The sequence below is a fragment of the Rhizobium sp. BT03 genome (genome assembly GCF_030053155.1).
Classification (GTDB): Bacteria; Pseudomonadota; Alphaproteobacteria; order Rhizobiales; family Rhizobiaceae; genus Rhizobium.
In genome coordinates this window covers 3,295,680-3,320,776 of sequence record NZ_CP125640.1, presented here as the reverse complement: position 1 = coordinate 3,320,776, position 25,097 = coordinate 3,295,680, and the positions used below count along the sequence as shown (strand labels likewise).

Sequence of the window (25,097 nt, the reverse complement as noted above, 5' to 3'; positions counted from 1 at the left end):
AGACCGCCGCAGGCTTCCCTGCGCAGGCCAAGCACCTAAAGCATGTCGCGCAAAACTGTCCGGCGGTCCTGCGATAACGATCTGCGAGAAAATAAGTCCTGAAGCGCGAGCAGCGGATCTGAACGATCGCGACGCGCTTCAGTCACAAAGCTCCGGCGAAGCCCTTCCCCTCGGCCGCGATCAGCGGACGAGGAAGACGCCGGCAGCAAGAAGAATGATGAAGACGAACAGGCCGCCGAGAAGGCCGGCCCCGCCGAAGAAACCGGCGGTCATCGCAAGCAGGAGGACGACGAGAAGCATCGAGCCGTATTTCGTGGCGGCGATGAACATGTCGTAGGTCTTTTCATGTTCCTTGTAATCCATCGGTGCCCCGGTCTCGACCGGTCCGGTATGATGTTCGGCCATAAATATCGTCTCCCTGAAATGCCTCTGCGCTGCTTGATTCCCGCGCTCAGGCGCGGGAAGTCCCTGCCTGCAGGGATTACACAATGACAGGCGAAAGCGCAATGCATGAGAATGCCGCAGACGCGCTTGATAACCGCCATGTCCGGGGGCTGGAACAGGCCTCAAGCGCGCGGCAGCGCGATCACAGCGGCAGGTCGGTGCCGAGTTCGCCTTGCGGCACGAAGCGCGCCGTCGGAATGATGGTGAGCGGCGGCAATGTATCGTTGGGATTGCGCGAAAACATCATCCGCTGCTCGCTGGCGCTGGAGATGAAAAAGGGATAACGCGTCAGCAGCTTGCGCCCGACCTCGATCACATTCGTCGCCATCAGCGTCATGTCGATCCCGTAATTCTTCGCCAGCCGGCCGGGCACGACCGTGTCGGCATAAAAGACCCGCTTGTAGAAGGCCGCATGCGGCGGCCGAACGAACTGGAGAACGCGGTCCGCGCGGAAATAGGCCGCCGCCACGATGGTCGGCCGCAGCGTCAGATAGGGAACCCAGGGCAGATCGGCGGTGAGTTCGGGGTCGGCCGCGAAACGCGCCGGATCGATCAGCGTCAGCCCCGCATCCAGAAGCTCGTCCATCGCCTCGGGAAAGGCGCCGCCGGATTGGCTGAGGCGATGCTCCGGTGTCACATAATGAACCCGGATGGTGCTGACCAGTTCCCCATAATAATACAGGCCGAAGATATAGGCGTGACTGTCGAAATCGCTGTCGTCAAGCAGTCCCTTCGGGGCGAGCGCGAGCACGTCGTGGGCCTTGTAGGCCTTGTAGCGCAGGCGTTCCACCTGCTCCATGTCTTCGCTGCTTTCGACGCGGCGATACTCGACATGATCCAAAACTTCCAAAATTTTCGCGCTGAAATCGCTACGCTTGAACAGTGTCTCTGACATTTTCTCGATCCGCTCGTTAACGGATCATTAATCATATGCCGGCGCAATTTAGGCAAGGAAATCCGATAATTCGGGCCGTTTATAAAGTATTAAGGTTAACGCCGGGGAGAATTGTCAGAGGAGAGGCGGCCGATGCGGAGCGCTCAGGCGACCTTGTTGCGCCGGCGCTGAACGGGACGGCGGCCGATGCCTTGCTGCAACAGCGGGATATTCAGGGAAGGCACCGGCTGCGAGAAAACATAGCCTTGCACGAGATCGGTGCTGCGGTGTTTATTGAGCAGAGCGAGCTGCTCCTCGGTCTCGACACCCTCGATGACGATCTTCAGCCCCAGTTCGCGGGCGAGGTGGACCGTGCCGCGCAGGAGTTTGAGGCGGCGGGTGTCCTCGACGATATTGCGGACGAAGGAGCGATCGATCTTGACGATATCAAGCGGCAGCGTGTCGAGATAGCTGAGGCTGGAGAAGCCGGTCCCGAAATCGTCGATAGCGATGGTGATGCCGCGGGCCCTGAGTTCGGCCAGGATGGCGCGCACGGCCGCCGGCTCGTCGATCAGGCAGCTTTCCGTGACTTCGAGATGCAGCCGCGCCGCGTCGAGCCCGGAATTGGCAAGCGCATCGGCGACCACCTGAAGAATGTCGGCATCCCTGAGATCCCGCGCCGAGAGGTTGACCGAGACGGCGATATGGTCCGGCCAGTTCATGCATTCGCTGCAGGCCTTGAACAGGACGAAGCGGGTGATATCGGAAATGATGCCCATATCCTCGGCGAGCCGGATGAAGACATCGGGCGGGATCGAGCCCTTCTCCGGATGCACCCAGCGCGCTAAGGCCTCGGCGCATTCGATCCGCGAACCGTCGGCCCGGAACATCGGCTGGAAGACCAGATGCAGCGCCTTGGCCGAAACCGCCTCGCGCAGATCCGCCTTCAGCTTCTGCTGCTCGATGTAGCGGCCGTCCATCTCCCGCTCGAAGCCGGAGATGCCGCCCTTGAAGCGCGACTTGCTTTCGAACAGGGCAAGATCCGCCTTGACGCTCCATTCGTCCATGGCGAAGGCGGTGCTTTCGAGGATGGCGTAGCCGGCGCTGAGCGAAACGAGGAAGGTCAGTTCATCGACCTCGTAGTGACCCTGGATCGCGGCGTGCACGCGGCGGATCTCGATGTCGAGCGAGGCCGGCTCCCTCGCATGCGGGAAGAACAGGATGAACTGGTCGCCCATCAGCCGGCCGAGAATGGCGTTGCCGGAGGCCTGCTTGATGCGGGCGGCGATAGCGCAGAGCAGATGATCGCCGGTGACATGGCCGCGCATGTCGTTGACATGTTTGAATTCGTCGATATCGAGCACCATGAAGCCGAGCGGTCCGTTCTTTCTCGGATGTTTGGCGAGATACTCCTGCACCAGCTGCCCGAAATATTCCCGGTTCGGCAGGCCGGTCAGCGCATCGAAGCGGACCATGTGCATGATCTTCTGCTCCGCCTTCACCCGGCTCGACACGTCCTCGAAGATCAGCACGGCGCCGCCATCGGCCCTTCGGCTGGCGGAGAATTCCAGCGACAGACCCTCGGGAAAATGAACGAGCGTGCGCGACAGGTTGCCTTCGGCGACCTGGGTGAGCTGGCGCAGGATGAGCTCCGGCTGCGAGGCGTCCATGAAGCTGTAGCGCGCGCCGTAGCGCAGCACGGCGCCGAGATCGCGGTCTTTCAGCCGCTCCGGCGCACCGATCTTCAGAAGCTCGCAGGCCTTGCGATTGACGACCTGGATACGGTTTTCGGCATCGACCATGACCAGGCCATGCGGCATGTTGTTCAGCGCCGTATCGAAGCGGTCGGCGATGATGGTGATTTCCCGGCGCGCGATGACATTCTCATAGAGGAACTCGCGCACGCCGTTCGCCATCGCCCGCGTCGTCAGCCAGAAGGGAATGAGGAAGATCGACAGCAGGCCGCGATAGAAATCCAGCGCCATCAGGCTGCAGACGATCATCGGCAGACAGCAGGAGAAGGTCTGCAGGTCGACCGCCAGCCGCGAACCGTAATTGCGGCCGACGACGGAAACCATGGTCGCCATGGTGACGGCGATGCAGGCAAGTTCGGCAAAGGAATCGTGCACGACGAAGATGGCGTAGCCGCTGGCAAGGCCGAGCAGCGCCGTGGTGCAGGCCGCACCGGCAACCAGGATCCGCTCCCAACGCTCAATTCCGGCGTGCGACAGGCTCTCCTTGTCGACCCGATCGAACTGCCGGAAGATGAACATGCGAATGCAGAAGACCAGGAGGAAGGCAGCGGCCAGCAGGATGTAGACGAAGGACTGGGTCTTGGCGGCAACGGCAAGGCACGTCGCGACATGCACGATGACGCCGGCAAGAAGCGTCATGCGGTTCCCGGAAAGGGAACTCACAAACGACAGATACACATCTAAAGGGACCCTGTTCGGGTTATCTGGCTTCATCCACACTTTCCCTGTGCGCGGGAATTCTAAGCCCAACCCTTTAAAAATTGATTTCAATGGAATCAAACATTTGGTCAAATTTTCTAAAACCAGAGGATGAACCGCACAGCTTACGCGCGTTAATGCATCCTCTTGGCGAGATTATTGAAATTTTTTATCCACGCCTGGGTTGTTGATTTATTACACGGCCACGCGGCCGGGTCACGCCATCTAAGACTATACTCCAAGCCGAGGCATTTATCCTTCCAATTTCGAAGGCCGTGGTCTACATCGATTGCAAGAGGGAAAGCTGCCGGAAAAACGGCAGAGCAAGAACAAGGGAAACGAATGTCGGGATTTCTGGCGGCAAGCCGGCTGATCGATTCGGTCAGTCGGATCATGGGCAAACTTTCCGAATATATGGTGCTGTTCTGCTGTCTGATCAGCGCCGGAAACGCCATCGTCCGCTACGCCTTCAATTACAGTTCGAACGGCTGGCTCGAGATCCAGTGGTATCTCTTCGCCTTCGTCGTCATGCTCGGCGCCTCGCATGCGCTACGCAACAACGAGCATGTCCGCGTCGACCTGATCTATGGTGCGGTTTCCGACAAAGCGAAGATCTGGATCGACATCGTCGGCCTCATCGTCTTTCTCATCCCGGTTTGCATCTTCCTCACCTGGATCTGCTGGCCCTTCTTCACGCTGTCCTATCAGCAGGGCGAAATATCGGGCAATGCCGGCGGGCTGATCCGCTGGCCCGTCAAGCTGGTCCTCGTCGCCGGTTTCGCATTGCTCTCCCTTCAGGGTGTTTCCGAGCTGATCAAGCGGATCGCCGCCCTGACCGGCCACATCAAGATCGACACCACATACGAAAAGCCGCTGCAATAGCGCTCCCGGGGAGAAACGGATTTGTTTGATTTCGGTATCATCCCGCCGGCGATGTTTCTGGGCATGGTCATCTTCATGCTCTACGGCTTTCCGGTCGCCTTTTCGCTGGCCGCCGTCGGCCTGTTTTTCGGCATCATCGGCATCGCCACCGGCCATTTCGGCGAAGTCTTCCTGCAGGCGCTGCCACTGCGCTTCTTCGGCATCCTTTCCAACGACCTGCTGCTCGCCATCCCCTTCTTCACCTTCATGGGCGCGGTGCTGGAGCGCTGCGGGCTGGCCGAAGACCTGCTCGAAGGCACCGGCAAACTCTTCGGTGGCATACCGGGCGGCCTTGCCTATGCCGTCATCCTCGTCGGCGCGGTTCTCGGCGCGATCACCGGCACCGTGGCTGCCTCCGTCATCACCATGGGCGTGATCTCCCTGCCGATCATGCTGCGCTACGGCTACAGCCCGCGCCTTGCCACCGGCGTCATCGCCGCCTCGGGCACCATCACCCAGGTGATCCCGCCCTCGCTCGTGCTCGTCGTTCTCGCCGACCAGCTCGGCAGGTCGGTCGGTGACATGTATCTCGGCGCGATCGGCCCCTCGATCCTGCAGGTGACGATCTTCGTGCTCTTCATCCTGGTGATGTCGGTCATCCGGCCGAAATCGATGCCGCCGCTGCCGAAGGAAGTGCGCGGCGACTTCAACTGGGCGCTGCTCGCCAAGGTGCTGATGGGCATGGTGCCCTCGATCGTGCTGATCTTCCTGGTGCTCGGCACGATCTTCATGGGCCTTGCAACCCCGACCGAAGCCGGGGCACTGGGCGTCGTCGGCGCCATGGCGCTCGCGGCCCTCAATCGCCGCCTCACCTGGCCGCTGATCCGCGAGGCGATGACGTCGACCACCCACATCACCTCCATGGTGGTGATGATCCTGATCGGCTCCACCTGTTTCAGCCTGGTCTTCCAGGGCATGGACGGCTCGCGCTGGATCGAGCACATGCTGTCTGGCCTTCCCGGCGGCCCGGTCGGCTTCCTGATCTTCGTCAATATCTTCATCTTCGTGCTCGCCTTCTTCCTCGATTTCTTCGAGATCGCTTTCATCGTCATCCCGATGCTTGCCCCCGTCGCCTCCCATCTCGGCATCGACCTGATCTGGTTCGGCGTCCTGATCTGCGTCAACATGCAGACGAGCTTCATGCATCCGCCCTTCGGCTTCGCGCTGTTCTATCTGCGCTCGATCGCCGGCAAGGACGTCAAGACATCCGATATCTACATGGGTGCCCTCCCCTGGGTCGGCATGCAGCTGATCCTGGTGGCGATCGTGATCTTCTGGCCGCAATCGGTGACCTATTGGCTGGATCACGGCCCGAAGGTCGACCCGAACTCGATCAAGATCGAAGTCCCGGGCTTCGGCGGCCAGCTCGGCCTGCCGCCGCTGGGCGGCGGCGGCAACGGCTCGCCGCAGATCCCCGGCCTGACCCTGCCGCCGCTCGGCCTGCCGGGAGCACCGCCGCCTCCCGCCAAATAACCCCGTCAAATAACAGGGCCAAAACAAAACCCCGGATCAGCGATCCGGGGTTTTGTCATGCGTTGGTGTCATGCGCCGATGGAAGCCCTCAGAGCTTTCCGGCCCGCTGCTGGATCATCATGAACGTATCGAAAGTGTATTCCGAAAGCTGCATCCAGAGATAGGCGTCCCGCTTGAAGGCGGTCTGGTCGTCGTAGATCTTCTTGAAATACTGGTTGGTGCCCGAGATTTCGCTGTAAATGCCGGTCGCCGCCTGGAAGCAGGCTTCCATGATCTCCTGGCTGAACGGGCGCAGCGTCGCACCTTCCGCAACGAGCTGCTTCAGCGCCGTCGGGTTTTTCGTATCGTACTTCGCCAGCATGTTGGTGTTGGCGAAGGCGCAGGCATCGGTCAGCGCTGCCTGATAATGCTTCGGCAGGTTGCTCCATTTCTCGAGGTTGAAGAAACCATGCACCGTCGGGCCGCCTTCCCACCAGCCCGGATAATAGTAGTACTTCGCCACCTTGTGGAAGCCGAGCTTCAGATCGTCATAGGGGCCGACGAATTCCGCCGCATCGATCGTGCCTTTTTCCAGAGCCGGATAGATGTCGCCGCCGGCGATCTGCTGCGGGATGACGCCGACCTTCTCCATGACGCGGCCGGCCAGGCCGGCAATGCGCATCTTGACGCCCTTGAGGTCGTCGAGCGTATTGATTTCCTTGCGAAACCAGCCGCCCATCTGCGCGCCGGTATTGCCGGCAGGCAGCGCATACATGCCCTGCGTGGCATAAAATTCATTCATCAGCTTATTGCCGTTGCCCTCGTAATACCAGGCATTGGTCAGGCGGCTGTTCAGGCCAAACGGAATGGCCGTTCCGATGGCATAGGTCGGGTCCTTGCCGACGAAATAATAGGAGGTCGTATGGGCTGCCTCGACCGTGCCGGCGGCCACCGCATCGACGGCCTGCAAGCCGGGGACGATTTCACCGGCAGCAAAAGGCTGGATCGTGAAATTGCCGTCCGTCGCCGCGGCGACATGCTTGGCGATATCCTCGGCGCCGCCATAGATCGTATCCAAGCTCTTCGGAAACGACGACGTCATGCGCCACGCGATCTTCGGATTCTCCTGCGCGATCGCAGGCGCTGCCAATGCCGTTGCGGCGACCGCGCCGGCGCTGGCGGTTCCCGCCTTCTTGAAAAACGAACGACGATCCATCAAAAACCTCCCGTATGGATGGCACTGCGCGGCCAATCTTCACCCCACCCGCAGCCGGCGCAAACCTAAGCATGGCGGGGGCCGCGATTCAAGCTTTAGTCTATTAGCCTTTGGCATCAAGACGGCAACAAGGGAATGCGGGCGCACCTATTCAAAATCAGCGGCTTAGCGGCGAGCCCGAAACCGCGGGGCTGCTTCGGCCGTATTTTGGCCACCGGATACAGCCAATCGTTGACTTAAGGGCCGTTCTGGCGCCAGAAACAGCAAGCACAGAGATTTTTACCGGGGTTGCCATGACGAAACCGATCGTTGCCATTCCTGCCGATATCCGCAGCTTCGACGGCGCGACCTGGCATGCCGTGCAGCATCAATATCTGCGTGCCGCCTTGAACGCGGCCGGCGTCACGGCCTTCATCATCCCCGCCTTCGAGGAGGGCTACGATAGCGACGCGATCCTCGACCGCGTCGACGGCCTCCTGGTTTCCGGCTCGGCCAGCAACGTGCATCCCTCGCTCTACGGTGCCGAGGCGAGCGACAGGGACGGTCCCTTCGACCCTGCCCGCGACGCCACCAGCCTGCCGCTCATCCGCCGCGCCATCGATCGGGCGATCCCGCTCCTCGCCATCTGCCGCGGCATCCAGGAACTGAACGTCGCGCTCGGCGGTTCGCTGGCAAGCGAGATCCAGGAGCAGCCCGGCATCTCGGACCACCGGCGGCCTGAGGGCGTCGACCGCGACGGCATGTATGCCATCCGCCAGAGCGTCCACGTCAAGGAGGGCTCCTGCATCGCAAGTATTCTCGGCCCCGGCGAGGTTCGCGTGAATTCCCTGCATCGCCAAGCGATCGCCAGGACCGCGCCGCGCCTGCAGGTGGAAGCGATCGCCGAAGACGGCACGGTGGAGGCGGTCTCCGTCATCGACGCCAAGGCCTTCGCCATCGGCGTGCAATGGCATCCGGAATACTGGGCCGAAACCGACAAGCCTTCGAACCAGCTATTTGAAGCTTTCGGCGACGCCGTCCGCGCCTACGCCGCCGGCAAGCTGCCGGTCACCCCCGCGCAGGCGATCGCCTGACGCTGCGACGCCGACGAAGATGAAATCATGCCGTTTCAACGCCTCTGCGGCGTCTCCGGCACCGGCGTCAGTGCAGCACCTTTCTCGAACCAGGCGATAAGATTGTCGGCGACGAGATCGGCCATCGCGTTGCGGGTCGGCACCGAAGCCGAGGCGACATGCGGCAGGAGCACCGCATTGGCCGGTTCCAGCAGGCCGGCCGGCACGGTCGGCTCGTCATAGAAGACATCGAGGCCCGCCGCTCCGAGCGCGCCGGAGGCAAGCGCCGCGCCCAGTGCCTCCTCGTCCACCGTCCAGCCGCGGCCGACATTGACGAGAATGCCGTTCGGACCGAGGGCTGCCAGAATATCGGCATCGATCGTCTTATGCGTCTGCGGCGTCTTCGGAACGATGGCGATCAGCGTATCCACCGCTTCCGCCAGCCCCTTCAGCGTCGGGTGATAATCATAGGGCGCATCGGCATGGCGCGACCGGGTGTGATAGCTGATCTTCACCTTGAACGGCTCCAGCCGCTTGGCGATCTCAAGCCCGATACGGCCAAGGCCATAAAGCCCGACATGGCGGCCCTTGAGCGAGAAGCGCGACAGCGGATAGGCCGTGCCCGGCTTCCAGTTGCCCGCCCGCAGCCAGGCTTCGGCCCGCGGCAATTCGCGGACGGTGTTCAGCAGCAGGCCGATCGCCGTATCGGCGACTTCGTCGTTCAGCACATCGGGCGTATTGGTGACGACGATGCCCTTTTCGGCGGCCCGCTTCACATCCATCCCGTCATAGCCGACGCCGAAACTGGCAATCACCTCGACGCCAGGCAGCTGATCCATCCACGCACCCGGGAAGGCGCCGGAGACGGCGACGCCGCGGATGCGGCCGGCAGTCTCGGCGTCGAGCGCAAGCCTTTCCTCGCGCGCGACCGCGATGATCTCAAAACGATCCTTCAGCCTTTCGAGAACGCGCTCGTGTATCTTCCCGGGAACGAGAATGGCGATGCGGGACATGCTTTTCCTCTTGGATGCGGTCTTGGTTCAGGCGCGGGGCCGATGGGGACTGGTGGACTGGCGGATGCGCATTTCCGGTTTGATCAGATGCATGCCGTCGGGCTCGTGGCTGCCGGCAAGCCGATCGAGCAGCGCCCGCGCCGCCAGCCGGCCGACCTCGGTCTGGCCGTTCCAGACGGTCGTCAGCGCCGGCGTGGCGATCGACGCCTCCTCGAGATCGTCATAACCGGTGACGGAAATGTCGCGGCCGGGCACCAGGCCGGCACGGGCAATCCCGTTCATCAACCCGATCGCCACGAGATCGTTCCAGCAGACGGCCGCCGTCGGCTTCTGCGGCAGCGAGAGGAAATGCACCGCGGCCTCGAAGCCGCCCTGTTTCGAGCGCGGGCCGGGAATGCGCAGGTTCGGATCGACCTCGATGCCGGCCTTGCGCAGCGCATTGACATAACCCTGGTAGCGGTCGCGGCCGGTGGAGGTCTGGTCGGTGCCGCCGATCATGGCGATCGAGCGATGGCCGAGACCGATCAGATGGTTGGTGGCAAGCGAGATGCCGTAGCTGTCGTCGCCGCGATAGGTTGGCAGGTCCTGGCCTTCCATCGAACGGGCGACCAGGATCGCCGGCATGCCGTTTTCTTCCGCCAACTGCACGTCCTCAGGCGGCGTGCCGATTGCCGGCGACATGATGACGCCGTCGCCGCCGAGCTGCAGCAGCGTCTCGATGAAAGTGCGCTGCTTTTCGACATTGTCGTAGTGGTTGGAAAGGATGAAGGTGTGGCGGCTGCGATCGAGCTCGCTTTCGATCGCCTTCAGGATCTCGCCGTAGAAGGGGTTCATGATGTCGTGCACGACGACGCCGATGATGCCGGAGCGCGAGGTGCGAAGGCTGGCGGCGCGGCGATTGTAGATATAACCGAGCGCGCGCGCCTGTTCCTTGATCTTTTCCCGCGTATTGCCGGCGACGAGCGGACTGTCGCGTAAGGCAAGCGATACGGTCGCCGTTGAAATGCCGAGTGTTTCGGCGATCGTCGAAAGCTTGATCTTCTGGACCACGTGTCCTCCTCCAGGCAGCACGCAAGACAGCAAGACCCCGCCGGTATCGGGCGCGGCCCCTTAAAATGTTTAATTAAAAGATTTAATCGGCGGAGGCAATTCGTCTTTCAGGGAAATTTCACTCTTCATCCGGCTCTTCGATATGAAGGGCTTCGGCCTGCAGATTGCCGTCGATCGCCTTCAGCAGCCGGACGAGATTGCGGATTTCCTTTTCGGAGAACTCCTGCGTCGCCAGCCTGTCGCAGGCGGAAGCCGCCATTTCGATCCCCTGCACGCTGCCGCGCCCGAGCTCGGTAAGATAGACCTTGGTGAGACGCGCATCCTCGGCATCGGGCTTGCGCTCGAGAAAACCCTGCGCCTCCATCCGGCCGATCGTGCGCGTCATCGTCGGCGCCTTGACGCCGAGCTTCTGGGCAAGACCGCCGGCCGTCATGCCGTCGCTCTCGGCAAGCGAAAGAATGACGCCGTCCTGGCCGGCATAGAGGCCGCTTTCGAGCAGGTTGCGCGAGAGTACGGTGCGCATGGAACGAGCCGCCTGGGTGAGCGCCGGCGAGAGGTCGACGAGCGTATACTCGGTCTGGTCCTTCTTCTTGGACTTGTTCTTCTTGCCGTCCTTGTGCTTCTTTCCCATAGCCATCCCTTTGATCTTTAAGCGCCGGCGCCGCTGCGATATGACATTGCCCAGGATCTCGTCATAAACAAGAGGCAACGACCGGATGATGACGCCTTCGCCCCGCTTCGACGACAGCGACCCGGCCTCTGCCCCCGGCGGGCCCCGCCCGATCGCCGTGCTGCCGCTCGGCGCCCATGAACAGCACGGCCCGCACCTGCCCTTCGAGACCGACACCCTGATTGCCGAAGGCATCGCCGGACGATTGAAGATGGCCCTGCCCGCCCGCCTGCCGGTCACCTTCCTGCCCGCCGAATCCGTCGGCTATTCCATAGAGCACATGGATGTTGAAGGAACGAAGACGCTCGCCTTCGACGAAGCGATCAACCGCTGGCTCGGCATCGCCGAAGGCTTGGCGAAGCAGGGCACCCGCAAATTGGTGATGCTGAACGCCCATGGCGGCAATTCACCCCTGATGACGATCGTCGCCACCGAAGCGCGGATCCGCTTCGCCATGCTGGCGGTGGCGACGAGCTGGACCCGCTTCGGCCTGCCGGACGGCGTGATCGCGCCGGAGGAAAAGGCGATCGGCATCCATGGCGGCGATATCGAGACCTCGGTGATGCTGGCGCTTCATCCCGGCAAGGTCGATATGGCGAAGGCGGCGGATTTTCCCTCGCGACAGAGCGAATTTGCCGGACGTTTCAAACATCTGCGCGCCTACGGGCCGCATGCCTTCGGCTGGAAGATGGCCGATCTCAATCCGCAAGGCGCGGCGGGCAATGCCGCGGCGGCGACGGCTGAAAAGGGCGAGGCGCTGATTGCGCATGCGGTGAAAGGCTTGGTGGAATTGCTGAAGGATGTCGATGCCTTCGACGTCGCGCAACTGCGATAAAAGGGTGATCCGCAGCGGGCGGACGATGTGATCTTATAACATTATAAAATCCTTTGAACTGCCGTGCCCATGCCATTATATGAGACCAACCGTTTGAAGCAGCCGATCTGAAACCGCTCGGCCGCACGCCTAATCTAGAGGTTCTCATGACCGACGCGATCTCCACCCAGAAGCCCATTCCCGTCACCGTGCTCACCGGTTATCTCGGCGCCGGCAAGACGACGTTGCTCAACCGCATCCTTTCCGAAAATCACGGCAAGAAATATGCGGTTATCGTCAATGAGTTCGGCGAAATCGGCATCGATAACGACCTGATCGTCGAATCCGACGAAGAGATCTACGAGATGAACAATGGCTGCGTCTGTTGCACGGTCCGCGGCGACCTGATCCGCGTCGTCGAAGGCCTGATGCGCCGCCCCGGCCGCTTCGACGGCATCATCGTCGAAACGACCGGCCTTGCCGATCCGGTGCCGGTTGCCCAGACCTTCTTCATGGACGATGACGTCCGCGCCAAGACCGAGCTCGACGCGGTCATCGCGTTGGTCGACGCCAAGCACCTGCCGCTGCGGCTGAAGGACAGCCGCGAGGCCGAAGACCAGATCGCCTTCGCCGACGTCGTCATCATCAACAAGAGCGACCTCGTCACCCCGGAAGAACTCGATGTGATCGACGACATCGTCCGCGCCATCAACCCGGCCGCCCGCGTCTACAAGACCAGCCGTTCCGGCGTCGACCTCGCCCGCGTGCTCGATCAGGGCGCCTTCAACCTGGAGCGCGCGCTCGAAAACGATCCGCATTTCCTGGAGCAGGGTCATGACGACCATGTCTGCGGCCCGGACTGCGATCACGACCACCACCATCATGATCATGATCACCACCATCATGATCACCATGGGCACGAGCATCATAACCATGGCGCCATGTCGGCGATCCACGATGTGACGGTGCAGTCGGTGTCGCTGCGCGGCGGCCAGATGAACCCGGAGCGTTTCTTCCCCTGGATCCAGAAGGTCACCCAGACGCAGGGGCCGAACATTCTCCGCCTCAAGGGCATCATCGCCTTCAAGGACGATCCCGAGCGTTATGTCGTTCAGGGCGTGCATATGATCATCGAGGGCGATCACCAGCGGCCATGGAAGGAAGGCGAAAAGCACGAGAGCCGTCTCGTCTTCATCGGCCGCGATCTCGATCGCGAAAAGCTCGAAGCCTCCTTCAAGGCCTGCGAGGCAGCCGCCTGATGCCGACAGTTGCACCGCTTGATCTCGACGGCCACGTTCTGGCCGTCGAATTTTTAGGTGATGTCCCCTTCTTCGCCAGCGCCAACGGCACGTTTCACCGGCTGGACGGCGGCGACCGGGTTTCAGAAGCCCATCAAGGCATGCTCACCGCCATCCGCGACCCTTATAGCGAGAGCCTGATCTCTGGCGGCGAGGATGGCAAGGTGCTGCGCATTTCCGCCGACGGCAGCGTCAGCGAGCTCGCCAGCGCGCCGCGCAAGTGGATTTCGCAGGTCGCGGCCGGCCCGCAAGGCGCCATCGCCTATTCCTACGGCAAGAGTTCGCTCGTGCGCCTTGCCGACGGCACGACCAAGGAATTTGCCGAGGAGCGCACGGTCGAGGGCCTTGCCTTCGCACCGAAGGGCCTGCGCATCGCAGCCGCGCGCTATAACGGTGTGTCGCTGCACTGGATCGGCATGAACGCCAAGCCTATCGACCTCGAATGGAAGGGGGCGCATACCGGCGTCACCTTCTCGCCCGATGGCAATTTCCTCGTCACCTCGATGCAGGAAAACGCGCTGCACGGCTGGAAACTCGACAGCAAGCCCGGCGCTGAAGCCCGCCACATGCGCATGACCGGCTACCCCGCCAAGGTGAAATCGCTCTCCTGGTCGGTCAAGGGCAAATGGCTCGCCTCGTCGGGCGCGCCGGCCGCCATCGTCTGGCCCTTCCAGGGCAAGGACGGGCCGATGGGCAAGGCGCCGCTCGAGCTCGGCACCCGCGCCAACATCATGGCGACCGCGGTGAAATTCCATCCGCTCGAAGATATCCTCGCCATCGGCTTCATCGACGGCATGATTCTGGCCGTGCGCATCGCCGACAGCAAGGAGGCGCTGCTGCGCCGCCCCGGCAAGGGCGCGGTCACGGCGATGAGCTGGAGCAAAAACGGCAAGCTGCTCGCCTTCGCCTCCGAAGCCGGCGATTGCGGCGTCATCGATATTTCGGCTTGAGCCATAGTGCCGGCTAGAACAGGATGATTTTAGGCCCGTTTGGCCTAAAATCTGAATCCTGTTCTAAATTTAAGGAGTTAGAGCATGATGTCGTCCGACAACCGCTCACACATTTCGGCATCATGCTCTAGGAAGATATCGTGACGGCAGCGGAAATCGTGGCGCTCGGCGCCGACCACATGCAGGCGGCCGCAAGGATCAGGCGCGTGGCGCTGTGGCAGCGGCTGCCCTGGCTGCCGGATCTGCACACGCCTGATGAAGAAGAGCAGTACTGGCGCATGCATCTGCTGCCGAATTGCACGATCCTCGGCGCAGCCACGGGAAACCGGCTGGTCGGCGTCATCGCCTATGGCGACGACTGGATAAAGCAGCTTTATGTTCTTCCCGATTTCCAGGGCATCGGCATCGGCTCCCTGCTTCTCGGCTGCGCCCAGGAGGAGATGGATGAAATCAGGCTGTGGACGTTCCAGCGCAATGCGGGCGCCCGCGCTTTCTACGAGCGGCACGGTTTTTCCATCGAGGAAGAAACCGACGGCGCCGACAACGAGGAAAAAGAACCCGATGTGCGCTATCGCTGGCGTCGGCTTCCGGAGCTGACGCCTGGCCTGCGACCGCCTGACGGCTAAAATCAGGGCTTGCCAAATGCCTTGCCCGGGCAAAACATGAATCCGCGCAGGCCTGGCCTGCGCAGTCGCTGGCAGAGGAAACGGGAATGCCGAAATCGACCGGCCTTGGTCTGGCCGCGCACCAGCCGCAATCCTTGGACAAGGCATTCGTCTGGCCGGTGATCCGCGCCGAGGCGCTCGAGCTTGCCGCGCGCGAACCGATCCTGCAGCGGCTGCTCGCCGCGCAGATAACGGCCACTTCAGGCAGCAATGAGATCATCGCCCGCGTGCTCGCCGCGCGGCTTGCTGCGACGCAGGTGGAAACCGGCGATCTGTTCGATCTGATCCTGTCCACCCTCAGCGACGATATCATGCGCAGGATCGAGGCCGATCTCGTCGCCGTGCGCGAACGCGACCCGGCCTGCACGACATTCCTGCACGCGCTCCTGAACCTCAAGGGGTTTCATGCGCTGCAGACGCACCGCATCGCCCACGCGCTCTGGAACGCCGGCCGGCCGGAGATCGCCACCTGGCTCGCCAATCTCGCCTCGCTGGTCTTCGGCCCGGATATCCATCCGGCCGCACGGATCGGCGCTGCCATCATGCTCGACCACGGCTCGGGCATCGTCATCGGCGAAACGGCGGTGATCGAGGATGAAGTATCGATCCTGCAGAATGTCACGCTCGGCGGCACCGGCAAGGAAACCGGCGACCGCCATCCGAAGATCCGCCATGGCGTGATGATCGGCGCCGGCGCCAAGGTTCTCGGCAATATCGAAATCGGCGCCTTCAGCAAGATTGCCGCCGGCAGCGTCGTGCTGAAGCCGGTTCCCGAGCATTGCACGGTCGCCGGCGTGCCGGCAACGCTCGTGCGCGTCCACCGCATCGACGAAATCCCGGCCGAGACGATGGATCAGAATATTTAGAACCGTTCCGCGGCGGGTTCTCGCCGTTCGTTAAGCGGCCTGCTGATTTTCTCCGAAGGCTTCGACCCGGTTGCGGCCTTCGCGCTTCGAACGATAGAGCGCCTCATCCGCCTTCTGCATCAGCTGTTCAAAATCTCCGCCGGTTTCCCCTCGCGCGGCAACGCCGATGCTCAGCGTCGGAAAGACGGCCAGATCCTGCCGCTGCAGCACGGCGGCAGCGAAGGTGAGACGGATGCGCTCGGCAATCGCCACCGCATCCTGCCCGGACACATTCTTCAGCACCGCCAGGAACTCGTCTCCGCCTTGCCGGGCAAGCAGATCATCGGAGCGCATGATACCTCTGGAAACACTGGCGAAAAGCCGCAGGATATCGTCGCCGCTCGCATGGCCATGCCGGTCGTTCAGCTGCTTGAAATGGTCGATATCGATGATCAGCAGCGAGACCGGCTGGGAGCCGAGAGCAGGCAGATGCTGGGCGAGACCGCCGCGATTGAGCGCGCCGGTCAGCGGATCGTGGTGAGCGAGTTCGGTCAGCTGATTTCGGCTGCGCTCGGCGGCCATCAGCACCATGGCCATGCTGCGCAGCATGATGAACGCGACCGCCGATACCGCCATCCAGCTATGGACCACGCTGCCGCCGAAAGGATCCGGGCCGCCGATCTCGCCGGTCGCCGCAAGAACGCTGCGCACCGCAAAGATCATGGCAGTGCAGAGATAGAGACCGACGAGCAGGGCGGCCGAATACAGCTTTTCGCGCCGGGCGATACCGATTGCTTCCCTCGCGACGGCCAGATCGCAGAAGCAGCAGACGACCGAGACATAGAAAAGCCTCGCCGACACTGCCGAGGGGTCGCTGACGATAAGTGCGACAGGGACGCTGACGAGAAGGATGGCGAGCCAGAAATAGCGCTGGTCGAGGGCCCGGCCCGCAAAGACCCGCACCGCGAAGAACATCAGCATGTAGCCGGCGATGGTCACGATATTGCCGCCATCGATCGAGACCGCGGAGGGAACGATATTGCGCAGCGCGACGAGGAAGGACCCGACGCCGACGAGCAGGTTGCTCAAGCCCCACCAGAGCGGCCATCTCTCGAAGCGGCCGGTCGCATAGGCTGCAAGCTGGAGAATGCCCAGCACGAAGCAGCTGACGGCGACAATGAAATAGATCGTCCTGAGATCCAGCAGCATGACGCTTTCCCGAAATTCTCGCGGAACATACAGGAAGCGTTTTGCGGTTTGATTGGGGGCTTCGCTAGAAGTTTAACGATCACCGGGTTTTTCAGGCGGCCCGCACCGCGCCGATGATATCAGCCAGCAGCCCGTGCAGCAGATCCCGGTAGCCGTTTCGCGCCGAGGGACCGCTTTCCTCCGAAGTCATGACGACCGTCAGATCGAGCGACGGCACGATATAGAGCATCTGCCCGCCATAGCCCCAGGCGAAATGCACCGGCTCGCCGCCGATCTGCCGGGTGAACCAGCCATAGCCGTAGTCGTCCCCTGAGAAACGCGAGTTGGTGCGGTGCTGCCACGACTGAGAGATCCAGTCGGCAGGCACCACCTGCGCTCCTTCCCGCGTGCGTCCGCCGTTGCGGTAGAGTTCACCGAAGGCCAACAGGGACCGGGCGCTCATCGCCATCTGATTGCCGCCGAGATAGATGCCCTGCGGATCGCGCTCCCATGCGCCGATGCGGAAACCCTCGACCGGGCCGAGCCATTCATGCGCCAAGGCCAGCGTCGACTGCCGGCTGACCCTCGTGAGAATGGCCGACAGCAGATGCGTGGATGCGGTGGAATAGAGCATCTCCCCGCCGGGCTGATCGGCGAAAGGCTGCGAAAGGGCAAAACGCACCCAATTGCGCGAGGAGACCCAGCGGCTGTAATTCGGCCCCGACATGCGATCGAGCCCAGCCTGCATGGAGAGAAGATGACCGATGGTAATATCGTTGATGCGCGGGTCCGGCTTTGCCGGGAGATCAGCCTTCAGGATCGGTGCGATCTTCTGATCCGGCCCCTTGAGCAGGCCTTTGCCGATGGCGATGCCGACCAGCGCCGAAATGATCGACTTCGAAGCGGATTTGATATTGGTCGATTCCGACGGTGAATGACCATGGAAACCGCGTTCGGCGAGTACCCGCCCGCCGCGCGCGACGATCACCACCTTGAGCGGCCGCATCGCCGGATCACCGGCCGCCTGATCGAGACGCGAATCAAGCCCGGTGAAGCTGCGCGCCGTGCTCTGGGCAGCGGCCGGCGCCGTCGCGGCAAGCGGCAGACAGAAGAGAAGCAGAAGGGAGAGAGCGCGGATCATGCGGCGCAAGATAGGATATCGCGGCGGCATGTTCGCGGCGCCGCGGCGCTTTTCACGCGATTGTGTTGCCGTGGTTGCCCGGCATCGCGTCACCACGCACCACGGCACTCAAAAAAACAATCCGCGCCGCAACCACGCCAGGCCCGCCTGCCTGCATGGTCAAGCGGCGCGGATATTGCCGGCCGGGGTAAGGACGTTCAACCCCGGCCAGCCGATCGGCAAAGCCTCAGGCGGCGCGGCGAACCGGCGCGCCGGCCAGCATGCGTCCCGAGGGGACGATCATGCCGGCCGCGCCGTCAAGCCAGCCTTCCGTGAGTTCCAGCGCCAGAAAGCGCGAGCGCTCGAACGGCCCCGGCATGACAAGATGGCGAGCCTTTTCGGCAAAGAAACCGAAACGCTCGTAATAGGCAGCATCGCCGACGAGCAGGACGGCGCCATGCCCACGCTTCTTGGCTTCGAGGATCGCCGCGCGCATCAGCGCCGAGCCGATGCCCTTGCCGCCGTGATGCGGCGCAACGGCGAGCGGGCCGAGCAGCAGCGCATTGATCGGCGTGCCCTCGTCGTTGACGCCGGCCTCGATGTTCCAGAGCCGCACCGAACCGATGACATGGCCATCGCGATCGCGCGCGACGAGCGCCAGGCCCTCGGCCGGAACACGGTTGCGGCGGATCTTCTCCGACGACTTCTTGCGGCGGCCGGCGCCCATGACGCGGTCGAGCAGGTTTTCACGGGCAACGACATCCGAAGGATTCTCGGCGTCGATGGCGAAGGTGGTGGGCGCAAAGAATGCGCGGACAGAATCAAGAACAGCGGCCATCTTGGCCTCCCGTACCCAATACCGTTATCAGCGGCGATGAAGGAAAATTGTGAAGTTGCCGCCCCGGCTGGTTACAGGGCCGGCAGAAACGACCTTAGATGACGTACGCCTTCAGCGGCTCGAAACCGTTGAAAGCGACCGCCGAATAGGTCGTCGTATAGGCGCCGGTGCCTTCGATCAGAACCTCGTCACCAATCGAAAGGGAGATCGGCAGCGGATACAGGTTCTTCTCGTAGAGCACGTCGGCCGAATCGCAGGTCGGGCCGGCGATGACGCAGGGCTCCATCTCGTCGCCGTCGTGCTCCGTGCGGATCGGATAACGGATGGCTTCGTCCATCGTTTCGGCGAGACCGCCGAACTTTCCGATGTCGAGGAAGACCCAGCGCGCATCGTCATTGTCCGACTTCTTCGAAATCAGCACGACCTCAGCCTTGATGACACCGGCATTGCCGACCATGCCGCGGCCCGGCTCGATGATCGTCTGCGGGATCTGGTTGCCGAAATGCGTGCGCAGCGCCTGGTAGATCGACTTGCCGTAAGCTTCCGCCGACGGAACGTCGCGCAGATACTTGGTCGGGAAGCCGCCGCCCATGTTGACCATCTGCAGGTGGATGCCCTGCTTGGCAAGCGAGACGAAGACGCGCTTGGCATCGGCAAGAGCCGAATCCCAGGCATCGACCTTGGTCATCTGCGAGCCGACATGGAACGAGACGCCGTAGGACTGCAGGCCGAGCTGATGAGCGTAGACGAGAACGTCGACGGCCATCTGCGGAACGCAGCCGAACTTGCGCGACAGCGGCCATTCAGCACCTTCGCCATCGGTGAGCACGCGGCAGAAGACACGGGCGCCGGGAGCGGCACGCGAAATCTTCTCGACTTCCTCATGGCTGTCGACCGCAAAGAGGCTGACGCCGAGCGCATGAGCGCGGGCGACATCGCGTTCCTTCTTGATCGTGTTGCCGAAGGAGATGCGGGCAGCGGTCGCGCCCGCTTCGAGCGCCATTTCGATTTCGGCGACAGATGCGCAATCGAAATTGGAGCCGAGGCCTGCGAGCAGCTTCAGCACCTCGGGAGCCGGATTGGCCTTGACGGCGTAGTAGATGGCGCTGTCCGGCATGGCGTGACGGAAGGCGTGGAAATTGTCGCGCACGACGTCGAGGTCAACCACGAGGCAGGGACCGTCGGGACGTCGGGTGGCGAGAAAGTCGCGGATGCGCTGGGTGGTCATATCGTTCCCTCTTCCAATTCCAGAGCTCCGGCATGAACCGGAGGACAAAGGGCATACGAGAACTCGCATTGGAACCAGCCGGTGGAGACCCCGGAACCATAGCAAGCGCTCGATGCGCGGATAGTGAACCAACGCCGCGAACGCGGTGTAAGTTCGGCTTTGTCTGCCATGGATTGGAGGGAGAATCCCAACCGCACTTCCGGCAATGATGGTGTGCCTCTTCAGTAACCCCCGCTGATGGAAAGCAGGGAGAGAACAAAAAGGCCCGCACCGTCGTTGCTTCAGGCGTCCTCGCATTTTCCGGTTGGCCGGAATAGCGACTGGAGGGGTTAATTCCAGGTACCTTACCGATTTCCTCACCAATTCGAGGGTTCGGCGGACACCCATGGGCACGTGCGACTTTGGGCTGAGGTGGAAATAAGAATATTCGCCTTCATAATCAAGCGTTTTTTTGATCTCAGGGTTAAAAAAATAATTGAACAGGACGAGCCGATTTGTTCAACATTCCGATACAGCCCGAGGAATATTCATGGATACCTTGACCCGCATACGTGCCTTCATCGATGTCGTCGAGGCCGAAGGCTTTTCCGCCGCCGCCAGGCGCACCGGCCGCTCCAAGGCGCTGCTCTCCAAATATGTGCGCGAATTGGAAGATGAGCTCGGCGCCCTGTTGCTCAACCGCACCACCCGGCAGTTCTCCATGACCGAGGCCGGCCATACCTATTACCGCAGCGCCTCCGATATCCTCAAGGAGATCGACAACCTTGCCGATCTCGTGCGCGAAAACAATGCGCAGCTGAAAGGGCGGCTGCGCATCTCCGTGCCCCGCACTTTCGTCGATGCCGATGTCGGCCAGTCGCTGATCGATTTCTCCAGGGAGAACCCGGATCTTTCGCTGGAGATCGCCGCCGACGATCGGTTTGTCGATCTGATCGAGGAAGGCTTCGACGTGGCAATCCGCATCAGCAAGCTCGAAGATTCCGGCATGATCGCCCGCAAGATTTCCGATTTCCGCGTCCATCTCTGCGCCACCCCCGATTTTCTCGAGCGCCATCCCGATCTTGCGCATCCGAGCGACATGACCAACGTTCCCTTCATCGTCGATACCAATTCGCGCACCCAGGCGAGCATCCGCTTCCACAATCCCGACAACACCTCGTTCACCGTCGCCGTCTCCGGCCCGATGGAAGTCAACAGCCCGCATGCGACGTTACGCGCGGCCCTTGCCGGCATCGGCATCGCCCTCATCCCCGACTTCATCGCCCGCAAGCCGATCGAGAGCGGCGAGCTGGTGACGCTGTTCAACGATTACCTCCCGACCGACCGCGGCATCTATGCCGTCTATCCGCACCGCCGCTATCTGCCGGCCAAGGTGAGGATCTTCGTCGATTACCTCAACAGCTGGTTCAAGAAACATCCGTAGCGCCGCCCCTGCGGCTGCGACATCGCGCCCCGGTCGAACCCGCGGCTATCTGAATCCACCACGGAATCCGGTCCCAATTCCGTCCCAATTTCTGGCAAGAAGTCAGGATCACCGAACAGGCAGCGGAATAGATGAGATATTCGACGATACTGATGGCCGCGCTTGTTTCATTGGCGCCGGCCGCCGCTCTTGCCCATCCGCATATTTTCGTGGAGGCCCGCCTCGAGGTCGTGGCCGGCAAGGATGGCAGCGTCGAGGAACTGCGCAATGTCTGGCGTTTCGACGAGGTTTTCTCCTCCTCGGTCGTCATGGATTTCGACAAGAACACCGATCTGAAGCTGGAGCCGAACGAGCTCGCGGAAGTCGGAAAAACGGTGAAGCAGTCGCTCGCCGAATATGATTACTACATGAACCTGACGATCGACGGGAAGAACGTCACGGTTCAGAAGCCCGACATCATCCATGTCGATTACAAGGATGGCCAGTTGCTGATGTTCTTCGCGGTCAAGCCGGTGGAAAAGATGCCGCTGAAAGGCAGGCTCAGCTTCGGCGTCTACGACCCGACGCTTTATACCTCGATCGACTTTCCCACCGACAACGAACTGGCAATCGTCGGCGACGGCTTCAAGGCCTGCAAGCATCAGGTGGTGCGGCCGGATGCCGACCAGGTGATCTCGCAGAACAAGCAGTCGCTGACCGACGCCTTCTTCAATGATCCCACCGGCACCAACATGTCCAAACTCTTCGCCACCCGGCTGGAGGTCACATGCTGACGAAACGTCTGCCGTTCATCCTTGCCGCTTCGGTCTTGGCGCTTCTGGCGGCGGCAAGCCTCGCCCATGCGCAATCGCCGCTCGGCATCGGCACGGCGGAACCGAGCTTCCAGCCGACCGGCGGGCCGCTCGCGCCGCTTTTGCTCTATGTGAACTATGAGCAGCAGGCCTTCTACCGGGCGCTGACCGATGCCTTGAAGGCGATGCGCCAGGATCCATGGCAGCTGGCCTCGCTGATCGGCCTCTCCTTCGCCTATGGCGTCTTCCATGCCGCCGGCCCCGGTCACGGCAAGGCGGTCATCTCCTCCTACATGATCGCCAACGAGGTCGAGCTGAAGCGCGGCGTGGTGATCTCCTTCATTTCGGCTTTCATCCAGGGCGTTGTGGCCGTGGCGCTGGTCGGCGGCGCCTGGCTGGTGCTGCGCGGCACCGGCATCACGCTGACGGCGGCGACCCATGCGATGGAGATCGCAAGCTTCGTCATGGTCATCCTCTTCGGCGGCTGGCTATTGTTCCGCAAACTGCGCACGATGGTGGGCAACATGCCGCGCCGCCGGCTGATGGCGACGTCAGCCGGTCCGGTCAGCATGATGCTCGACTGGAAGGACAATGCCGCCGAACGCCAGGCCTATGCCTTCAACGGCAAGGCGCAGTCCGTCGAAGCCGGCCATACCTTCGTTCCCGGCATGGCCTGCGAGACCTGCGGCAATGCCCATGTGCCCGATCCCGCCCTGCTCGCCGGCGACAGGTTCAGCGTCCGCGAGGCCTGGTCGGCGATCGTTGCGGTCGGCCTTCGCCCCTGCTCCGGCGCTTTGCTTGTTATGACCTTCTCGCTGCTGAACGGGCTCTATCTCGGCGGCGTGCTGTCGGTCGCCGCCATGTCCCTCGGCACGGCGATCACCGTTTCCCTGCTCGCCACACTGGCCGTCACCGCCAAGAGTGCCGCCGTCCGTCTCTCCGGGCGCGGCTCGGCCGCCTCGGTCTGGATCGGCAACGCCATCGAAATCCTCGGCGCCGTGCTCGTTATCCTGATGGGCGCCCTGCTGCTCGGGGCGTCGCTGCAGGGGTAGACTATTTTTCTCTACCGCGCTGATAACGCGCCCGCAGCCAGAAGACCGCGAAAAATGCCATGATCAAGCAGACGCCGACGAAGATCGCCAGCGTCGGCGAGAAATTGCCGATCCACAGAACGATGGTCGGCAGGAAATAGAGGACGAGTCCGGCGCCGAGCAGGATGATGGCGGCGGCTGTTGCCTGCGAGCGGCTCTCGGGGCTCACGCGAGCCTTTCCTTCTCGAGATCGGCGCGAATATCCTGCAGACGGCGGATCTGGTTGCCGGCCGCGTCGAAATTCTCCGGCGAAAGCCAGGCCTCGAATGCATCGTTGAGCAGAGGCCATTCACTGTCGATCATCGAGAACCAGGCGGTGTCGCGGTTGCGGTGTTTGGAAATCATGTGCTGGCGAAAGACGCCCTCGAAGCTGAAGCCGTAACGCGCAGCCGTCGTCTTGCTCGCCTCGTTCTTATTGTCGCATTTCCACTCGTAGCGGCGATAGCCGAGCGCCTCGAAGACATGCTTGGCCATCAGATAATGCGCTTCGGTCGACAGCGGCGACCGCTTCATCTCGGCGCCATGCGCCACCCCGCCGATCTCGACGACGCCGTTTGCCGGGTCGGCACGCATATAGTTCGCCATGCCGACAATCTTGCCGGTGGCGTTGTCGCGGAAGATATGGGTGAGCCAGCCGGACTTGGTGTAGGCGGCCTCAAGCCAGCTGGCGAAATCCTCGATCCCGGAAAAATCGTCCTGCGCGAAATAGAGCAGCAGCGGGTTGATGCCCATGCCGCCGAGCCCGTCCCACAACGCCTCGAGATGTTCGGCGCGCCGATAAGGTTCGACGGTGACGAAGCGGCCCTTCAGCGTCACCGGCTTCGGCGCCGGGCAACCCTTGAAATTTGCAAGATCGCGCATGTTCACTCCCCTGTTCTGAGGAGTGGATAGGCCAGCCGCCCGACAAAGGCAACCGGCCGAGATGTTACTGTGACAAGGTCGTCTTGGCGGACGACACCGTCGCCTCGATATGATCGACCAGCTGGTCGGCAAGGCCGAGCCTGCCGGCGAGCAGATCGAGATAACCGCGCTCGGCGCGCGAATCCGGCTCGATGGTGAGCCGCGAGGCGGTGTAGAGTTCGACGCGCTGTTCTTCCGTGACCGCCGCGGCGACGAGCGCATCGATATCCGTCGGCGACGCGAGTTCGCGCTCGATGAAAGCCGCAGCCTCGCCGCTGACATCGGCGGCCTTGACCTTGTCCATGATCAGCGCGCGTTCGGCATCGTCGATATGGCCGTCGGCCTTGGCGGCGGCGATCATCGCGCGGATCAGCACCAGCACGAACTCATTGCTGCCGGCCGGCGACGCCGGCCCGAAGCCGGATTCGACAGGCGGCGGCAGGAGAACCGGATTGTTTGCCGAGGGTGCATCCGAGGGAGCGGCGGGCGCTTGCCCCGCCTGGTAATTCTTGTAGGCCTGGTAGCCAAGACCTGCGATGGCGGCGAGACCGCCGATCGCCAGGGCGTTGCCGGCAATACTCCGGCCGGTCTTGGTACCGAGAAGCGCGGCGGCAATCGCACCGGTCTTCATCGGATTGTTCTTTGCCGTCTGCATGGCCTCGCCCGCCCTGTCGCGAACCGAACCGCCGAGACCCGGCACCTGCGAACCCAAGAACTGGTCGAGAAGCTTCTTTGCGTCGAACATTCCTTGTCATCTCCCTGTTTGAAGCTGGAGGAGTACATAGGTTTGCGACGGTTGGA

Annotated in this window: 25 protein-coding genes; 11 read left to right on the top strand and 14 right to left on the bottom strand. The window is 62.2% G+C overall.

The genetic code is table 11. From position 1 onward, the window contains the following. Positions 1-180 precede the first annotated feature (180 nt). From QMO80_RS16265 to QMO80_RS16255, 3 genes are all read right to left on the bottom strand, one after another. Positions 181-405 (bottom strand): aa3-type cytochrome c oxidase subunit IV, encoded by a 225-nt coding sequence (locus tag QMO80_RS16265; RefSeq protein ID WP_283197470.1) that lies wholly within the window; start codon positions 403-405, stop codon positions 181-183. 181 nt (positions 406-586) lie between these two features. Next, a complete protein-coding gene (locus tag QMO80_RS16260) occupies positions 587-1,339 on the bottom strand; it encodes a hypothetical protein (protein WP_007631761.1) in 753 nt (250 codons plus the stop codon). A 143-nt stretch (positions 1,340-1,482) separates the two neighbouring features. After that, positions 1,483-3,786: a bifunctional diguanylate cyclase/phosphodiesterase gene (locus QMO80_RS16255; RefSeq protein WP_283197469.1), complete on the bottom strand. Its 2,304-nt coding sequence runs from the start codon at positions 3,784-3,786 to the stop codon at positions 1,483-1,485. A gap of 327 nt (positions 3,787-4,113) precedes the next feature. Between QMO80_RS16255 and QMO80_RS16250 the strand changes: the two genes are divergently transcribed. Together QMO80_RS16250 and QMO80_RS16245 are read left to right on the top strand one after the other, a co-directional pair. Continuing rightward, positions 4,114-4,653, top strand: a complete 540-nt coding sequence (locus QMO80_RS16250) for a TRAP transporter small permease subunit (protein ID WP_283197468.1) — start codon at positions 4,114-4,116, stop codon at positions 4,651-4,653. Between the two features lie 21 nt (positions 4,654-4,674). Next, entirely contained in the window at positions 4,675-6,165 is a 1,491-nt protein-coding gene (locus QMO80_RS16245) for a TRAP transporter large permease subunit (RefSeq protein ID WP_283197467.1), read from the top strand. 88 nt (positions 6,166-6,253) lie between these two features. On the opposite strand, the gene QMO80_RS16240 is transcribed toward QMO80_RS16245, so the two are convergent. Next, positions 6,254-7,360 (bottom strand): TRAP transporter substrate-binding protein, encoded by a 1,107-nt coding sequence (locus tag QMO80_RS16240; RefSeq protein WP_007631767.1) that lies wholly within the window; start codon positions 7,358-7,360, stop codon positions 6,254-6,256. Between the two features lie 293 nt (positions 7,361-7,653). Between QMO80_RS16240 and QMO80_RS16235 the strand changes: the two genes are divergently transcribed. Further along, positions 7,654-8,433 (top strand): gamma-glutamyl-gamma-aminobutyrate hydrolase family protein, encoded by a 780-nt coding sequence (locus QMO80_RS16235; protein ID WP_283197466.1) that lies wholly within the window; start codon positions 7,654-7,656, stop codon positions 8,431-8,433. A 35-nt stretch (positions 8,434-8,468) separates the two neighbouring features. Here the strand turns inward: QMO80_RS16235 and QMO80_RS16230 are convergent, their stop codons facing one another. From QMO80_RS16230 to QMO80_RS16220, 3 genes are all read right to left on the bottom strand, one after another. After that, the gene (locus QMO80_RS16230) at positions 8,469-9,425 is read right to left on the bottom strand and encodes a 2-hydroxyacid dehydrogenase (RefSeq protein ID WP_283197465.1); all 957 of its coding nucleotides are present in this window, start codon (positions 9,423-9,425) and stop codon (positions 8,469-8,471) included. Positions 9,426-9,452: 27 nt separating this feature from the next. Continuing rightward, positions 9,453-10,475, bottom strand: coding sequence for a LacI family DNA-binding transcriptional regulator (locus QMO80_RS16225; protein WP_003590238.1), 1,023 nt, complete (start codon positions 10,473-10,475; stop codon positions 9,453-9,455). Positions 10,476-10,593: 118 nt separating this feature from the next. Further along, positions 10,594-11,106: a MarR family winged helix-turn-helix transcriptional regulator gene (locus tag QMO80_RS16220; protein ID WP_283200205.1), complete on the bottom strand. Its 513-nt coding sequence runs from the start codon at positions 11,104-11,106 to the stop codon at positions 10,594-10,596. An 85-nt stretch (positions 11,107-11,191) separates the two neighbouring features. Here QMO80_RS16220 and QMO80_RS16215 point away from each other — a divergent pair, with 85 nt between their 5' ends. The 5 genes from QMO80_RS16215 to cysE all read left to right on the top strand — a co-directional run bounded on the left by QMO80_RS16215 (position 11,192) and on the right by cysE (position 15,738). Then, positions 11,192-11,980 carry a creatininase family protein gene (locus QMO80_RS16215; RefSeq protein WP_283197464.1) on the top strand — a complete coding sequence of 263 codons (789 nt, stop codon included), beginning with the start codon at positions 11,192-11,194 and terminating at the stop codon, positions 11,978-11,980. A 146-nt stretch (positions 11,981-12,126) separates the two neighbouring features. Next, positions 12,127-13,218, top strand: coding sequence for a GTP-binding protein (locus tag QMO80_RS16210; protein ID WP_283197463.1), 1,092 nt, complete (start codon positions 12,127-12,129; stop codon positions 13,216-13,218). Next, positions 13,218-14,207: a WD40 repeat domain-containing protein gene (locus QMO80_RS16205; protein WP_283197462.1), complete on the top strand. Its 990-nt coding sequence runs from the start codon at positions 13,218-13,220 to the stop codon at positions 14,205-14,207. Before QMO80_RS16210 ends, QMO80_RS16205 begins: the two co-directional genes overlap by 1 nt. Positions 14,208-14,386: 179 nt before the next feature. Then, positions 14,387-14,833, top strand: coding sequence for a GNAT family N-acetyltransferase (locus QMO80_RS16200; RefSeq protein WP_283200204.1), 447 nt, complete (start codon positions 14,387-14,389; stop codon positions 14,831-14,833). An 86-nt stretch (positions 14,834-14,919) separates the two neighbouring features. Further along, on the top strand, positions 14,920-15,738 hold the full coding sequence (gene cysE / locus QMO80_RS16195) for a serine O-acetyltransferase (RefSeq protein ID WP_283197461.1): 819 nt from the start codon (positions 14,920-14,922) through the stop codon (positions 15,736-15,738). Positions 15,739-15,768: 30 nt separating this feature from the next. Here the strand turns inward: cysE and QMO80_RS16190 are convergent, their stop codons facing one another. The 4 genes from QMO80_RS16190 to odc2 form a co-directional block, all read right to left on the bottom strand. Continuing rightward, positions 15,769-16,926, bottom strand: coding sequence for a GGDEF domain-containing protein (locus QMO80_RS16190; protein WP_283197460.1), 1,158 nt, complete (start codon positions 16,924-16,926; stop codon positions 15,769-15,771). 91 nt (positions 16,927-17,017) lie between these two features. Next, entirely contained in the window at positions 17,018-18,046 is a 1,029-nt protein-coding gene (locus QMO80_RS16185; protein WP_283200203.1) for a serine hydrolase, read from the bottom strand. Between the two features lie 226 nt (positions 18,047-18,272). Beyond that, positions 18,273-18,863 (bottom strand): GNAT family N-acetyltransferase, encoded by a 591-nt coding sequence (locus QMO80_RS16180; RefSeq protein ID WP_283197459.1) that lies wholly within the window; start codon positions 18,861-18,863, stop codon positions 18,273-18,275. A gap of 94 nt (positions 18,864-18,957) precedes the next feature. Beyond that, complete coding sequence (gene odc2 / locus QMO80_RS16175) at positions 18,958-20,091, bottom strand: ornithine/lysine decarboxylase (protein ID WP_038691369.1); 1,134 nt, start codon at positions 20,089-20,091, stop codon at positions 18,958-18,960. A gap of 529 nt (positions 20,092-20,620) precedes the next feature. Here odc2 and QMO80_RS16170 point away from each other — a divergent pair. From QMO80_RS16170 to QMO80_RS16160, 3 genes are all read left to right on the top strand, one after another. Continuing rightward, entirely contained in the window at positions 20,621-21,514 is an 894-nt protein-coding gene (locus QMO80_RS16170; protein WP_283197458.1) for a LysR family transcriptional regulator, read from the top strand. A 131-nt stretch (positions 21,515-21,645) separates the two neighbouring features. Next, positions 21,646-22,287 (top strand): DUF1007 family protein, encoded by a 642-nt coding sequence (locus QMO80_RS16165; protein WP_131711054.1) that lies wholly within the window; start codon positions 21,646-21,648, stop codon positions 22,285-22,287. Further along, positions 22,281-23,357, top strand: a complete 1,077-nt coding sequence (locus tag QMO80_RS16160) for a nickel/cobalt transporter (protein WP_283197457.1) — start codon at positions 22,281-22,283, stop codon at positions 23,355-23,357. The genes QMO80_RS16165 and QMO80_RS16160 overlap by 7 nt, the downstream gene beginning before the upstream one ends. A gap of 1 nt (position 23,358) precedes the next feature. On the opposite strand, the gene QMO80_RS16155 is transcribed toward QMO80_RS16160, so the two are convergent. From QMO80_RS16155 to QMO80_RS16145, 3 genes are all read right to left on the bottom strand, one after another. After that, positions 23,359-23,565: a hypothetical protein gene (locus QMO80_RS16155; protein WP_071091066.1), complete on the bottom strand. Its 207-nt coding sequence runs from the start codon at positions 23,563-23,565 to the stop codon at positions 23,359-23,361. Then, positions 23,562-24,257 (bottom strand): GNAT family N-acetyltransferase, encoded by a 696-nt coding sequence (locus QMO80_RS16150; RefSeq protein ID WP_283197456.1) that lies wholly within the window; start codon positions 24,255-24,257, stop codon positions 23,562-23,564. The genes QMO80_RS16155 and QMO80_RS16150 overlap by 4 nt, the downstream gene beginning before the upstream one ends. Positions 24,258-24,321: 64 nt before the next feature. Continuing rightward, a complete protein-coding gene (locus tag QMO80_RS16145; RefSeq protein WP_283197455.1) occupies positions 24,322-25,041 on the bottom strand; it encodes a tellurite resistance TerB family protein in 720 nt (239 codons plus the stop codon). Positions 25,042-25,097: the final 56 nt, after the last annotated feature.

Excerpts from the sequence above, each read along its gene's own strand:
- QMO80_RS16200 (WP_283200204.1), top strand. The coding sequence starts at position 14,387 with ATGCAGGCGGCCGCAAGGATCAGGCGCGTGGCGCTGTGGCAGCGGCTG.
- QMO80_RS16220 (WP_283200205.1), bottom strand. The coding sequence starts at position 11,106 with ATGGGAAAGAAGCACAAGGACGGCAAGAAGAACAAGTCCAAGAAGAAG.
- QMO80_RS16255 (WP_283197469.1), bottom strand. The coding sequence starts at position 3,786 with ATGAAGCCAGATAACCCGAACAGGGTCCCTTTAGATGTGTATCTGTCG.
- QMO80_RS16180 (WP_283197459.1), bottom strand. The coding sequence starts at position 18,863 with ATGGCCGCTGTTCTTGATTCTGTCCGCGCATTCTTTGCGCCCACCACC.
- QMO80_RS16165 (WP_131711054.1), top strand. The coding sequence starts at position 21,646 with ATGAGATATTCGACGATACTGATGGCCGCGCTTGTTTCATTGGCGCCG.
- QMO80_RS16230 (WP_283197465.1), bottom strand. The coding sequence starts at position 9,425 with ATGTCCCGCATCGCCATTCTCGTTCCCGGGAAGATACACGAGCGCGTT.
- QMO80_RS16235 (WP_283197466.1), top strand. The coding sequence starts at position 7,654 with ATGACGAAACCGATCGTTGCCATTCCTGCCGATATCCGCAGCTTCGAC.
- odc2 (WP_038691369.1), bottom strand. The coding sequence starts at position 20,091 with ATGACCACCCAGCGCATCCGCGACTTTCTCGCCACCCGACGTCCCGAC.
- QMO80_RS16170 (WP_283197458.1), top strand. The coding sequence starts at position 20,621 with ATGGATACCTTGACCCGCATACGTGCCTTCATCGATGTCGTCGAGGCC.
- QMO80_RS16190 (WP_283197460.1), bottom strand. The coding sequence starts at position 16,926 with ATGCTGCTGGATCTCAGGACGATCTATTTCATTGTCGCCGTCAGCTGC.
- QMO80_RS16150 (WP_283197456.1), bottom strand. The coding sequence starts at position 24,257 with ATGCGCGATCTTGCAAATTTCAAGGGTTGCCCGGCGCCGAAGCCGGTG.
- QMO80_RS16260 (WP_007631761.1), bottom strand. The coding sequence starts at position 1,339 with ATGTCAGAGACACTGTTCAAGCGTAGCGATTTCAGCGCGAAAATTTTG.
- QMO80_RS16215 (WP_283197464.1), top strand. The coding sequence starts at position 11,192 with ATGATGACGCCTTCGCCCCGCTTCGACGACAGCGACCCGGCCTCTGCC.
- QMO80_RS16205 (WP_283197462.1), top strand. The coding sequence starts at position 13,218 with ATGCCGACAGTTGCACCGCTTGATCTCGACGGCCACGTTCTGGCCGTC.
- QMO80_RS16240 (WP_007631767.1), bottom strand. The coding sequence starts at position 7,360 with ATGGATCGTCGTTCGTTTTTCAAGAAGGCGGGAACCGCCAGCGCCGGC.
- QMO80_RS16160 (WP_283197457.1), top strand. The coding sequence starts at position 22,281 with ATGCTGACGAAACGTCTGCCGTTCATCCTTGCCGCTTCGGTCTTGGCG.
- QMO80_RS16265 (WP_283197470.1), bottom strand. The coding sequence starts at position 405 with ATGGCCGAACATCATACCGGACCGGTCGAGACCGGGGCACCGATGGAT.
- QMO80_RS16185 (WP_283200203.1), bottom strand. The coding sequence starts at position 18,046 with ATGATCCGCGCTCTCTCCCTTCTGCTTCTCTTCTGTCTGCCGCTTGCC.
- cysE (WP_283197461.1), top strand. The coding sequence starts at position 14,920 with ATGCCGAAATCGACCGGCCTTGGTCTGGCCGCGCACCAGCCGCAATCC.
- QMO80_RS16210 (WP_283197463.1), top strand. The coding sequence starts at position 12,127 with ATGACCGACGCGATCTCCACCCAGAAGCCCATTCCCGTCACCGTGCTC.
- QMO80_RS16250 (WP_283197468.1), top strand. The coding sequence starts at position 4,114 with ATGTCGGGATTTCTGGCGGCAAGCCGGCTGATCGATTCGGTCAGTCGG.
- QMO80_RS16145 (WP_283197455.1), bottom strand. The coding sequence starts at position 25,041 with ATGTTCGACGCAAAGAAGCTTCTCGACCAGTTCTTGGGTTCGCAGGTG.